This is a genomic window from Nocardioides marmorisolisilvae (assembly GCF_031656915.1).
GTDB classification, from domain to species: Bacteria; Actinomycetota; Actinomycetes; order Propionibacteriales; family Nocardioidaceae; genus Marmoricola; species Marmoricola terrisoli.
The window spans coordinates 892,961-905,319 of the sequence record NZ_CP134227.1 but is presented as its reverse complement, the minus strand read 5'-3'; the positions used below and the strand labels follow the sequence as shown (position 1 = coordinate 905,319).

12 protein-coding genes and 1 tRNA gene are annotated in these 12,359 nt (G+C 69.2%); 9 read left to right on the top strand and 4 right to left on the bottom strand.

The window, feature by feature from the left end; genetic code table 11:
* Nucleotides 1-21 precede the first annotated feature (21 nt).
* The 5 genes from Q9R13_RS04355 to Q9R13_RS04335 all read left to right on the top strand — a co-directional run bounded on the left by Q9R13_RS04355 (nt 22) and on the right by Q9R13_RS04335 (nt 3,980).
* Complete coding sequence (locus Q9R13_RS04355; protein WP_310963859.1) at nt 22-645, top strand: helix-turn-helix domain-containing protein; 624 nt, start codon at nt 22-24, stop codon at nt 643-645.
* A complete protein-coding gene (locus tag Q9R13_RS04350; RefSeq protein WP_310963858.1) occupies nt 645-1,886 on the top strand; it encodes an MFS transporter in 1,242 nt (413 codons plus the stop codon). Before Q9R13_RS04355 ends, Q9R13_RS04350 begins: the two co-directional genes overlap by 1 nt.
* Entirely contained in the window at nt 1,883-3,607 is a 1,725-nt protein-coding gene (locus Q9R13_RS04345) for a DEAD/DEAH box helicase (protein ID WP_310963857.1), read from the top strand. The genes Q9R13_RS04350 and Q9R13_RS04345 overlap by 4 nt, the downstream gene beginning before the upstream one ends.
* Nucleotides 3,608-3,654: 47 nt before the next feature.
* A tRNA-Ile gene (locus Q9R13_RS04340) sits at nt 3,655-3,731 on the top strand.
* A gap of 99 nt (nt 3,732-3,830) precedes the next feature.
* The gene (locus Q9R13_RS04335; protein ID WP_310963856.1) at nt 3,831-3,980 is read left to right on the top strand and encodes a hypothetical protein; all 150 of its coding nucleotides are present in this window, start codon (nt 3,831-3,833) and stop codon (nt 3,978-3,980) included.
* A 15-nt stretch (nt 3,981-3,995) separates the two neighbouring features.
* Here Q9R13_RS04335 and istB read toward each other — a convergent pair whose 3' ends face one another.
* Nucleotides 3,996-4,811, bottom strand: coding sequence for an IS21-like element helper ATPase IstB (gene istB / locus Q9R13_RS04330; protein WP_310961737.1), 816 nt, complete (start codon nt 4,809-4,811; stop codon nt 3,996-3,998).
* Nucleotides 4,811-6,040 carry an IS21 family transposase gene (gene istA, locus Q9R13_RS04325; RefSeq protein ID WP_310962791.1) on the bottom strand — a complete coding sequence of 410 codons (1,230 nt, stop codon included), beginning with the start codon at nt 6,038-6,040 and terminating at the stop codon, nt 4,811-4,813. The genes istB and istA overlap by 1 nt, the downstream gene beginning before the upstream one ends.
* A gap of 256 nt (nt 6,041-6,296) precedes the next feature.
* Here istA and Q9R13_RS04320 point away from each other — a divergent pair, with 256 nt between their 5' ends.
* Together Q9R13_RS04320 and Q9R13_RS04315 are read left to right on the top strand one after the other, a co-directional pair.
* On the top strand, nt 6,297-7,211 hold the full coding sequence (locus tag Q9R13_RS04320) for an HNH endonuclease family protein (RefSeq protein WP_310963855.1): 915 nt from the start codon (nt 6,297-6,299) through the stop codon (nt 7,209-7,211).
* Nucleotides 7,212-7,711: 500 nt separating this feature from the next.
* Complete coding sequence (locus tag Q9R13_RS04315; protein WP_310963853.1) at nt 7,712-7,843, top strand: hypothetical protein; 132 nt, start codon at nt 7,712-7,714, stop codon at nt 7,841-7,843.
* A gap of 180 nt (nt 7,844-8,023) precedes the next feature.
* Here the strand turns inward: Q9R13_RS04315 and Q9R13_RS04310 are convergent, their stop codons facing one another.
* Together Q9R13_RS04310 and Q9R13_RS04305 are read right to left on the bottom strand one after the other, a co-directional pair.
* Nucleotides 8,024-9,064, bottom strand: coding sequence for a hemolysin family protein (locus Q9R13_RS04310; RefSeq protein WP_310963852.1), 1,041 nt, complete (start codon nt 9,062-9,064; stop codon nt 8,024-8,026).
* Nucleotides 9,061-10,470: a hemolysin family protein gene (locus Q9R13_RS04305; protein WP_310963851.1), complete on the bottom strand. Its 1,410-nt coding sequence runs from the start codon at nt 10,468-10,470 to the stop codon at nt 9,061-9,063. Before Q9R13_RS04305 ends, Q9R13_RS04310 begins: the two co-directional genes overlap by 4 nt.
* A 49-nt stretch (nt 10,471-10,519) precedes the next feature.
* Between Q9R13_RS04305 and Q9R13_RS04300 the strand changes: the two genes are divergently transcribed.
* Both Q9R13_RS04300 and Q9R13_RS04295 read left to right on the top strand, forming a co-directional pair.
* Nucleotides 10,520-11,329 (top strand): PP2C family protein-serine/threonine phosphatase, encoded by an 810-nt coding sequence (locus Q9R13_RS04300; protein WP_310963850.1) that lies wholly within the window; start codon nt 10,520-10,522, stop codon nt 11,327-11,329.
* Between the two features lie 49 nt (nt 11,330-11,378).
* Entirely contained in the window at nt 11,379-12,281 is a 903-nt protein-coding gene (locus tag Q9R13_RS04295) for an alpha/beta fold hydrolase (RefSeq protein WP_310963848.1), read from the top strand.
* The last annotated feature ends 78 nt before the right edge of the window (nt 12,282-12,359 follow it).

Genomic DNA, 12,359 nt, shown 5'->3' with positions numbered 1-12,359 from the left:
TCGAAAGAGTACTTTCGACCTATGCCGGAACGACAGCGCACCCTGACCGACCCGCGTGCCCTCCGCGCGCTCGCCCATCCGGTCCGGATCGCGATCATCGAGCAACTCACCGTGCACGGTGCGCTGACCGCCAGCCAGGTGTCCGAGCGCATCGAGGAGTCCCCAGCGAACTGCTCGTGGCACCTGCGCAAGCTCGCCGAGCACGGCTTCGTCGAGGAGGCCCACGGTGGCACCGGGCGGCAGCGCCCCTGGCAGGTCAGCCACCTGGGGGTCAGTTGGAACGACTTCGACGGTCCGGCCGAGCTGGCCGTCGCCGGGGAGGCGCTGAGCCAGGTCCTGGTCGCGCGCGAGGTCGACCGGCTGTACGACGCCCGGAGACGACTGCGCGACGACGCTGCTGACTGGCAGCAGTCCGCGGACGTCACCCAGAGCGCCGCCTGGCTGACCGCGGCCGAGCTGCGCGAGCTCAACGACGCGGTCCGGACGCTGCTGATGGAGAAGACGGACCGGTTCGAGGACGCCTCGAAGCGACCGGCCGGGTCCCGACTGTGCGCGCTGGTGTCGTGGGGGGTGCCGACGTACGGGATCGCCGACCCGACGCACGAACGGTCCGAGAGCCGGCGAGCCGAACCGGGCGCGGACTGATGCGACAGGCGTTCGCCTTGCCGGGCTTCCGCCGCCTCTTCGTAGCGATGTCGACGTCGATGTTCGGCGACGCGGTGATGCTGTTGGTGCTCTCGATGTGGGTCAAGTCGCTGACGGGCTCCAACGGACGCGCCGGGTTCACGTTCTTCTGGATGGTGCTGCCGGCGCTGTTCGCGCCGGCGTACGGCATCTTCCTCGACCGGTTCCGGCGTCGGCCGATGCTGGTGTGGAGCACACTCGCCTCCGCCTTGGTCCTGCTGCCTCTGCTGCTGGTGCGCGACGCCGGTGACGTGTGGATCATCTACGCGGTCGCGTTCTGCTACGGCATCTCGTTCGTGGTGGTGCCGGCGTCCCTCAACGGCCTGCTCAAGGAGATGCTTCCCGACGAGACCCTGGTCGAGGCCAACTCGTCGCTGCAGACCGTCAAGGAGGGCTACCGGCTCATCGGTCCGCTGATCGGCGCCGGACTCTTCGGCTGGATCGGCGGCGGCGCCGTCGCGGTCGTCGATGCGGCGTCCTTCCTGGTCGCGGCGGCGGTGATCGCGACGCTCCGCGTGCCCGAGGAGCGGCCGGAGCGGTCGACCGAACACTGGTGGGCGGAGATGACCGGGGGAGTGCGCCACCTCGTGCACGAGCCGGTGCTCAAGCACGTGGTGGCGGCGTTCGCGATCACGCTGTTCGTGCTCGGCTACATCGAGGCGTCCATCTATGCGCTGCTCGACTTCTACGACAAGCCGGTGACGTTCGCCGGTGTGATCGTCACCATGCAGGGGATCGGTGCGATCGCCGGCGGGCTGACCACCTCGCGATGGGTACGTCGGCTCGGCGAGCCGGGCACCGTTGCTGTCGGACTGGCGCTGCTCGCGACCTCGGTGCTCGCGATCGCGCTGACCTCGACACTGGCGGTGGTGCTGGTCGCGGTGGTGCTGTGCGGCTACAGCCTGCCGATGCTCTTCGTGGCCTTCACCACGCTGCTGCAGCGGCGTACTCCGCAACGGCTGATGGGCCGCGTCTCGGCCGCTGCGGAGACCCTGATGGGCACGCCGCAGGCGATCTCACTGGCGGTCGGGGCCGGGCTGGTCGCCGTCCTCGACTTCCACGTGATCTTCGGAGTGATCGGGGGTGTCACCGCGCTGGCCTCGGCCTACCTCGTGGTGACGCTGCGCTCGTCGCTGTGGGCGCCGCAGCCCGTTCCGGTGGATTCGGCGGTGGCCGTCGCAGCCCCTACCCTTGAGCGGTGAGCGAAGCCGAGGAGCCGACTGTCCGATTCGATGACCTCGGCCTCGACGAGCGGGTCCTTCGGGCGCTGCGCGACGTCGGGTACGAGACGCCGTCGCCGATCCAGGCGGAGACGATCCCGCCCCTGCTCGAGGGCAAGCACGTCGTGGGCCTGGCCCAGACCGGCACCGGCAAGACCGCGGCGTTCGCATTGCCGATCCTGTCGCACGTCGATCTCGCTCAGAAGACACCGCAGGCGCTCGTGCTGGCGCCCACCCGCGAGCTGGCGCTCCAGGTGGCCGAGGCCTTCGAGCGGTACGCCGCGCACATCAAGGGCCTGCACGTGCTACCCGTGTACGGCGGCCAGGGGTACGGCGTCCAGCTGTCCGCGCTCCGTCGGGGCGTGCACATCGTGGTCGGCACCCCCGGCCGGATCATGGACCACCTCGACAAGGGCACCCTCGACCTGAGTGCGTTGCGGTTCGTCGTCCTCGACGAGGCCGACGAGATGCTCAACATGGGCTTCGCAGAGGACGTCGACCAGATCCTCACCGGGACCCCGGAGGACAAGCAGGTCGCACTGTTCTCGGCGACGATGCCCGCGCAGATCCGCCGGATGACCAGGAAGCACGCTCCGGGCGCGGTCGAGATCACCGTCAAGTCGAAGACGACGACCGCGGCCAACGTCTCGCAGCGCTACCTCAAGATCGCCCATCCGCAGAAGCTGGACGCGCTGACCAGGATCCTCGAAGTCGAGAACTTCGACGCGATGATCATCTTCGTCCGGACCAAGCAGGCCACCGAGGAGCTCGCCGAGCGGCTCCGGGCCCGAGGCTTCTCCGCCGCCGCGATCAACGGCGACGTCGCCCAGGTGCAGCGTGAGCGCACGATCGACCAGCTGCGCAAGGGCAAGCTCGACATCCTGGTCGCGACCGACGTGGCGGCCCGGGGTCTCGACGTGCCCCGGATCAGTCACGTGATCAACCACGACATCCCCACCGACACCGAGTCCTACGTGCACCGCATCGGTCGCACCGGCCGCGCCGGTGCGGCGGGTGCCGCGATCTCCTTCGTCACTCCGCGGGAGAGCTACCTGCTGCGCGCGATCGAGAAGGCGACCAGGCAGCCGCTGACGCCGATGGCGATGCCGACCGTGGAGGACGTGAACGCCAACCGGGTCGCGAAGTTCACCGAGGCGATCACCCAAGCTCTGGGCGATCCCCAGCTGCCCGTCTTCCGGGAGCTGGTGCTCAGCTACGAGCAGGAGCACGACGTGCCGGCGGCGGACGTCGCCGCCGCGATCGCCGTACTGGCGCAGGACGGCGAGCCGCTCTTCGTGGAGGAGATCCCGGAGCCGCCCGCACGTCGTACCGAGTCCAGGTCGGCCGATCGTGGGCCGCGGCGGTCCAGCGGCAAGCCGATGGCGATGTACCGGATCGCCGTCGGGAAGCGCCACCACGTCGAGCCCCGCCAGATCGTCGGCGCGCTGGCCAACGAGGGCGGCCTGAGCCGCGAGGACTTCGGCCGGATCGACATCAAGGTGCAGTTCTCCCTCGTCGAGCTTCCCGCCGACCTACCGGCCGGCACCCTCGACGCGCTGCGCGGGACCCGGATCTCGGGGGTGCTGATCGACCTCCAGCCCGATCGCGCAGGCGGAGCCCGCCACGAGCCGCGGCCGCACCGCAAGGGGCCGCCCCGCGAGGACCGGCCCCACAAGAAGCCCCGGCACAAGTCCCGTCCGTAGCCGCGGTGCCGAGGGCCGGGCGCGCTGTCGTTAGGCTCCTGTCCGCCGGGGCGGTAGCTCAGCCGGTCAGAGCAGGGGACTCATAATCCCTGGGTCGTGGGTTCGAGCCCCACCCGCCCCACCAGGTCCGTGTAGTGCTTCGCCTGATTGGTGACACTCCCGGTATGTGGGAGTTGAGTGTGGCTGAGCAGAGGTATCAGGCCGTGCTGGCGGTGATCACCTGATGCCGATCCAGGTCGCGCCCGGCGCCTCCTTCGTCGAGGAGTTCGGCGACACCGGCACCCTGGGGGACTCCGGCTGCGCGCGTAACCGACCATCGGACCAGCTGTCGGCGGCGCTCCAAAACTGGTCGATTCCGGCGCCTGAAAAGTGAACGGTTTGGGTGAGTCTAGGACTCGTCTTCTGCTGTGGTGGTGCGGATGCTGGGGAGGCTGTCGATGCCGCGTCCGCGGAGCCTGTAGCTGGCGCCCTTCAATGTGAGGACGTCGGCGTGGTGGACGATGCGGTCGATCATGGCCGCGGCGACGGCTTGGTCTCCGAACACGCCACCCCAGCTGGAGAACGGCAGATTCGAGGTGAGCACGAGCGAGGCGTGTTCGTAGCGGGATGAGACCAGCTGGAAGAAGAGGTTCGCGGCGTCTTGTTCGAAGGGCAGGTAGCCGACCTCGTCGACCACAATCAGCCCGTAACGGCGTAGCCGGGCGAGCTCTTGGGGCAGTCGTCCCTGCCGGTGGGCCTCGGTGAGTCGGGTGACCCAGTCGGTGGCGGTCGCGAACAGGACCCGATGCCCGGTCTGGGCGGCGGTGACGCCCAGGGCGGTGGCCAGGTGGGTCTTCCCGGTGCCGGGCGGTCCCAGCAGAACAACGTTGCGGGCCTCGGCCAGAAAGCCGCCTGAGGCCAGTGCTGCGATCTGTTGCCGGATGCCGGGTTGGGCGTCGAAGTCGAAGTCCTCGATGGTCTTGACGGTCCCGAACCCGGCAGCCCGGATCCGCAGGTGGGCTCCGGAAGCGTTCCTGGCTGCGACTTCGCGTTCCAGGACGGCGGCGAGGTAGTCCTCATGGGTCCAGCCGGCGTCACGGGCTTGGTCGGCAAGCCGTCCTGCTGCTTCGGTGATCCTGGGTGCCTTTAACGCCGAAGCCAGGTAGGTGATCTGCTTGAGTGCTTCGGTGCTCGCGGCAGCCTTGGTGTTCTTCGCGGTGGCCATCAGCTCATCGCTCCCTCGTCGTTGCCGAGCAGACCGAAGGCGCGGTCGTAGTCACTCAGATCGCGCAGAAGGTCATCGCCAGTTGTCGCTGCACTGACTGGGCGTGGTTGCTGGAACCGTTTGCGCAGCCAGGCAGCGGTCTCGACATGGGCGGGGTCGGTGACGGTAGCGCCCCTGGCCCAGATTCGGGTGTGCTCGGTGACCAGCCGTCCCTCGGCGTGGACCCGGACGTGCTCCAGGTCGGCGGACACGTCGACGAGGCGGCCGATCAGGGTCGGGTCCACGGAGTAGTCGTTGGTGTCCAGACGCACGTAGTAGTCGCGGCCCAGTCGGATCCGGTTGCGCCAACCCAGATGCAACGGGATTGGTGGCAGCGGCAGCATCGCGGCCCGGTCGGCCTCGACCAGATCAACCGGGGATGCCTTGATGGTGCGCACCGTCCGCGCGTTCGCCTTCAGCAGCCAGTCGCCGAACTGGTCGTTGAAGTCGACCGGGGAGCCGAAGGTGCGTCCGGGCATGAAGGAGGTCTCGAACCAGCCATTGCGGCGTTCCACCAATCCCTTGGATTCCGGATCCCTGGGCGGCAGCAAGACCAGCTTGGTGGCCAAGGTGCCCATGAACTGCTCGACGCCTTCGGCGCGGCGGTGTCCGCGGCCGATGCCAGGCTCGTTGTCCCAGATCAGGCGTCGTGGCACCCGTCCCAGTTGCTGGATCAACTCCCACGAACCCAGCAGCAGGTCCTCAGTCTTGCGGGTAGGGATCATCTTCGCGGTGATGAACCTCGAGTGCGCGGCGGTGATCACCAGCACCGGCAACAGCTTGGTGGTGCCGTCCTCCAGCGGGATCCGCCTCGGCGGGAACCACAGATCACACTGCGCCGCATCACCCGGCGCCCAGACGAGCCGATCCGCCGGATCCACCGGCCGATGCTCGGGACGCAGCCGCTTCACGTTCTCGGAGAACCAGCGGATCGATCCCGTCCAGCCGACCCGCTCGGCCAACACCGTGGCAGGCATATCCGGCGTCACCTCGAGCAACTCCCGCACCCGCGGCTCGAACACCGCGAACGACGACGCCTTCGGCGTCCGCTCATAGCGGGGCGGCGCCTCAGAGTTCACCGCCTTGATGACCGTGGTCCGCGAGATCCCCAACCGTGCCGCGATCCGTGCCTTCGGCACCCCCTCAGCAGCCAGCCTCCTGATCAGCGCCCAGTCCTCCAAAGTGATCACACTCCAATCGTTGAGTGTTCACTTTTCACCGCCGAAACTGTTCAATTTTCGAGCGCCGCCGACACCAGCCCACGGTTTCACGCCCGCCGCTCTCGGGCACCATCGACGCACAACCACATAGCCCCCCTTTTCGAGATTGAACAGCGGGGCCAATCCAGCGCCTTATCGGTACGACCGGGCGAGACGCTGCCGAGTGCGTGGTGCCTTCTGGTCGAAAGCGCCCCGGGCGCAGCTGGTTGTGAGGTACAACGGCGCAATGAAGCGCCTGCCCGCAGCCCTCGCCGCTGCGATCCTCGTCGCGAGTGCTCTCGCGCTCACCGGCCCCGCCAACGCGGCGCCAGCGCAGCAGCGGGCGAGGTCGACGTCCTCAGGCACGCCCGAGGCTGTCAACGGCAGGAAGGTTGTCACGACCCTTCGAGCCGGTATTCGCAGCCTGCATACGGCCTATCCTCGGCGGGCCGGCTACGTGCGGTCGAAGTTCCGCACCTGGGACGACGCGGACCACGATTGCCGGGACACGCGGGCTGAGGTGCTCCAGTCTGAGTCCAAGGGCAAGGTGAGGGGCGGATGCACGATCCTGCGCGGCTCTTGGCGACCGTACTACGACGCCCACACGTATCACTCAGCGTCGAGCCTGGATATCGATCACCTGGTGCCGCTCGCGGAGGCCTGGGCGTCGGGCGCACGGTGGTGGTCGTCTGCGAAGCGTGAGGCCTATGCCAATGACCTAACAGACCCGCGCACGCTGATCGCTGTCTCGGCCCACGACAACAGGTCCAAGGGGGACCGTGACCCCGCGTTCTGGCTGCCCTCGCACGCGAAGTGCACCTACGTCACTCAATGGACTGCGGTGAAGATTCGTTGGGGTCTCTCGGCCAATGAGGGTGAGAAGAGAGCGGTGCAGGATGTCGCGCGAAGGTGTGGAAGGCGCCGGATCGTCGTGCACAAGGCTCGCGTGGTGTTCGCTGCAGCGCCGCACAAGCACCACTCCGGCGGCACCAGTGGCGCTACTGGTGGTGGCGGTGGCTGCACGCATACCAGCTCGGGCAGCTGCATCCGCGCCGGCGAGTTCTGCAAGCAAGCCGACTACGGGCACACCGGACGCGACGCGAGCGGCAACATGCTCGTGTGCACCGGTGACCGTACGCACCCTCGATGGAAGCGCCGCTGACCGTGCGCCACCCCAGCGTCGAACCCTTCGTCAGCCAGTCGGGCAGAGGGTCAGCCAGTCGTCCCAGATCTCACACGGCACCAGACACAGCAACCTGGTCGCCAACTGATCCGCGGCGCGCTCCGTGAGCCGGCCGGAACCGTCAATGGCGGCGCGAGATGTCGTCCTGCATCGCTTGGCGGAGACCCTCGAGTGGTCATGTTGGGCCAGTTGGTCCTCGTGTTCGCGCCTTTCCCGGTCCAGCTCGCGACGTGTCCGGTTGCTGTCGCGGCTTTGCGGGATGCTAGTGCACTCGTCGACCCCGCAGCCCCCGCCTGCTCCCGCGGCGTCAACTGCCCGCACGCCAAGTCGTGCTCAGCAGCCAGCTCGCGATATGCCGCGAACGTCAGCCACCACGTCGATCGTCTCGACCACTGAACGATGCGTCCGAGCGCGTTTGGCGTCGGCCGTCGGTGGGCACGAACTGGCCGCGCCCCCGTCACGGCTGAGAGGTGGTTCCGATGAGCGTGGCACCCGCCGAACCGTTGCACGCGCACACCTGGCAGCTCCGTGCCGTCGAGTACGACGAGGGCGGCGAGGTCAGCATGCTCGAGTGCGCGGAGTGCGGCGCGGTCGACTACGCACCCGCCTGACGGGCGCCCCCTCCATCCGCGAAAGGGAAGGCCCCCGACGGTGCGTGACGCGTCGGGGGCTTCCTCAGGGGTTGTGAGTTCCTCATGGGCAGAGGTATGAAGTTGTGGCGGGTACGTGCCCATCCGGAAGGGGACCAAACAGGCCGGGTGCGGCTTTTTTCCTGACATCTTGCGGGTTGCTCAGTCGGCGTGGGAGGCGTCGCGGATCTCCCCGACGAGCTCCTCGATGACGTCCTCGAGGGTGGCGACGCCGAGGGTGCTGCCGTCCTCGTCCAGCGCCAGCGCCAAGTGGGCGCCCTTGGCCTGAAGGACCGTCAGCGCCTGACCGAGGTTCGCGTCCGCCGCCACGGAGGCGAACGGCCGGATCCACTTGTCCTGCACCGTGCCGGCCCGGCCATGCGGGTCGGGCTGCAGCACGTCCTTGATGTGCAGGTAGCCGACCAACGTGCCGTCGGCGCCGGTGACTGGGAACCGGGAGAAGCCGGTCTCTGCGCAGATCCGCTCCACATCGGTCACCCGCGCTCCCTGCGGCACCGTCTGGAGCTGGCTGAGCGGCAGCAGTACCTCGCGCACCGTCCGCGAGCTGAACCCCAGTGCCCCGGAGAGTCGCTCGTACTCGCCCTGTCCGAGCAGGCCGACGCTGCGGGACTCGTCGACCATCGCCTCGACCTGGGCGGCGGTGAAGGTGGAGGCCAGCTCGGTCCGCGGCTCGATGTGCAGCGCGCGTACGACGGCGTTGGCCGCGGCGTCCAGCGCGATGGCGAGCGGCCTGATCACCGTCACCAGCGCCATCATCGGCGGACCGAGCAGGATCGCAGCACGCTCGGGTCCGGCCAGGGCGAGGTTCTTGGGGACCATCTCGCCGAGGACGACGTGGAAGTACATCACCATGGCCAGGGCCACCACGAACGCCAGCGGATGCACCCAGTCGCTGCTCATCCCGAGGTCGTGGGCCCAGGGTTCGAGCAGCCGCGACACGGCCGGCTCGGCGACCGCGCCGAGTCCGAGCGAACAGACCGTGATGCCGATCTGGGCGGCCGCGATGAGGTGGGACAGGTCCTCCATGGCGCGCAGCGTCGTCCGGGCCATCCGGGAGCCCGCTGCCGCGCGCGGCTCCACCTTCGTGCGGCGCGCGGACACCAACGCGAACTCCGAGGCCACGAAGTAGAAGTTGCCCAGCAGCAGCACGACGGCCACCAGCAGGGCGCTGCCGGTGCTCATGCGCTGGTCTCGGGGGGCTCGAGCAGATGAAGCGAGATCCGGTCCACGCGCAGTCCGTCCATCCGCTCGACGCGGAGTTGGGCGAACCGGGCCACCGGTTCCTCGTCATCGTCCTCGGGCAGCTCCGCCGGGAGCTCGACGACGGCCTGATCGCCGCGCTCGGGGACCCGGCCGAGGGTCTTGACCAGAAGCCCGGCGATCGTGTCGTAGGACTCGTCCTCGGGCAGGTCGAGGCCGGTCGCATCGCGCACCTCGTCGGGCCGCAGCAGTCCGGACACGATCCAGGAGCCGTCGGGCCGCTTGCGCAGCCGGGACCGGTAGCGGTCGTGTTCGTCGGAGATGTCGCCGACGATCTCCTCCACGACGTCCTCGAGGGTGACCACGCCGGCGGTGCCGCCGTACTCGTCGGACACGATGGCCATCTGGAAGCCCTCGCCGCGCAGCAGAGCGAGCAGGGGGTCGAGCCGCAGCGACTCCGGTACGACGGTCGCGGGCACCATGATCTCCCGGATCTGGGTGCCGGCTCGCTCGGAGCGAGGGACCGCGACCGCTTGCTTGACGTGCACCGAGCCGACCACGTTGTCGCTGCTGCCCTTGATCACGGGGAACTTCGAGAATCCTGTGGACGCGGACAGCTCGATGATCTCCGCGACCGGATCACCAGCTTCGAGGGTCGCCATCCGCACCCGCGGCGTCATGATCTCGCCCGCCGTGCGTGGACCGAACGCCACCGACCGCTGGACCAGGGTTGCGGTTTCGGTGTCCAGCGTGCCCTGGACCGCCGAGCGACCTGCCAGCGAGGCGAGCTCGTCGGAGGAACGGGCCGAGCGCAGCTCCTCCTGCGGCTCGATCCCGAACAGCCGCACGACGGCGTTGGCCGAGCCGTTGAGCAGCCAGATGGGCCCGACCATGATCGTGGTGAACGCCCGCATCAGCCCCTGGGTCCACAACGCGGTCTCCATCGGCACCGCGATCGCGATCTTCTTCGGCACCAGCTCGCCGAACAGCATGGTCGCCACCGTGGCGATGACCAGTCCCACGGCCACCGAGACACCGGGCACCGCGTCGGCCGGAAGCCCCGCGGCACCGAGCGGCCCGTCGATGATCCGGGCGATCGCGGGCTCGGCGAGGAAGCCGAGCACCAGGTTGGTGAGCGTGATGCCCACCTGGGCTCCGGAGAGCTGGGTGGACAGATGCCTGAGGGCCCGCTGGACGCCGCTGGCCCGACGATCGCCCTCGGCGGCGAGCCGATCGACCTGGGAGCGGTCGACGGCGACGAAGGAGTACTCCGCCGACCCGAACACGCCGCACGCCAGCACCAGGCCGACCGAGACGGCGAGCAGCACCCACTCCATGGCGTTCATCTTGCCGTGCAGGCGGCCGTTCGACCCAATGTGGTGCCCCACGCAGCGGAACATGAGAGGCTGCCCGGGCGTTCTCAGGTCAGGAGGAGTCATGCTGCGGCTGTCGGGCACGGGTGTCACCCACAGTGGCCTGGTGCGGCCGCACAACGAGGATGCAGCCTTCTACAGCCCCGACCTGCTGCTGGTCGCCGACGGTGTCGGGGGCGGCGCTGCCGGCGAGGTGGCCTCGGCGACCACGACGTACGTCGTGTCCGCGACCGCGATGGCCCGTCGTGAGGAGGACCCCACGCTGGTGCTCACCGACGCGGTCTCACGGGCTCAGGAGCAGGTCCGGGCCGGAGTCCTCTCCGACCCCGACCGCGAGGGGATGGCTACCACCCTGACCGCCGTGCTGACCAACGGGGAGCGGTTCGCGCTGGCGCACCTGGGCGACTCCCGGGGCTACGTGCACCGCGACGGGGAGCTCATCCGGATCACGCGGGACCACACCCTCGTCGCCCAGCTCGTCGATGAGGGTCGTCTCGACGAGCAGGACGTCCCCGAGCACCCGTGGCGCAATGTGGTGACCCGGAGCGTCAACGGTGACCCGGACCGTCACGCGGACGTGCTGCCGCTGGCGTTGCGGGTCGACGATCGGGTGCTGCTCGCCAGCGACGGGCTGACCGACCTGGTGGACGAGGACCAGATCGCCACTGTGCTGGAGCGTCACGGCGACGACGACGCGGTGGAGGTGCTGCTCGACGCGGCGCTGGCCGCGGGCGGCCGCGACAACGTCACCATCGTGCTGGCCACGGTGATCGTCGGGCCGCGGGTGAGCGCTGACGGTCACCTGCTCGGTGCGGTGCTCGACCCGGACAACGTCGTGGACGCCGCCGCTGTCCGCGGCGCACGCACCGCCTGAGTCAGGTCCGCACTGAAACACGTTCTCGTTCTATGTCAGACTGCCGCCCATGACCGACCTGGCCCGGCCGAGGCTGGAGGGCTCCGTCGCCGTCCGTGACGAGCGGCGGCTCTCGTTCGCAGAATTCGGCACCCCGCACGGTGCCCCGGTGATCTGGATGCACGGCACTCCCGGTGCCCGCCGGCAGATTCCGCTCGAGGCCCGTGCGTACGCCGAGGCCCACGACCTGCGCATCATCGGCGTCGACCGGCCCGGCATCGGGTCCTCGACGCCGCACCTGTACCCCGACGTGCTCGACTGGACCGGGGATCTCGAGATCCTCTGCGATGTGCTGGGCATCGACACGATGCGGGTGATCGGACTGTCCGGGGGCGGGCCCTACGCGCTCGCCGCGGGCGCCGCCCTGCCCGAGCGGGTGCACGGCGTCGCGGTGCTCGGCGGGGTGGCGCCGACCAAGGGGCCCGACGCCGTCCGCGGCGGGATGGTCGCGCTGGCGCCGTACGCCGCGCCGCTGCTGTCGCTGATGCGGCTGCCGCTCGGCGTGGCGATGGCCCAGGTGATCCGGCTGATCCGTCCCCTGGCCGGGCCTGCGCTCGATGGCTACGCCGCGATGCAGCCGCGCGGCGACAAGGAGCTGCTGGCACGTCCGGAGTTCCGGGCGATGTTCCTCGACGACCTGCTCAACGGCGCCCGCTTCCAGGTCAGCGCGCCGCTCGCCGACGTGGTGCTCTTCACCCGGCCGTGGGGCTTCGAGGCGGCGGACGTGCGGGTGCCGGTGCACTGGTGGCACGGCGACGCCGACCACATCATCCCGCACGCTCATGGCGAGCACATGGTCGAGCGACTGCCGGACGCCACCTTGACGACGATCCCGGGGGAGTCTCACCTCGGCGGACTCGGCGTCGCCGAGGAGGTGTTGGGCTCGCTGATGGAGCTGGGCCGGCTCCACTGAGCCTCTCCCGATCCACACCGGGGCCGGCGAACCAGACAAATCTCGGTGTTCGGGAGTGGAAATGGCCGCCGTGGTGGT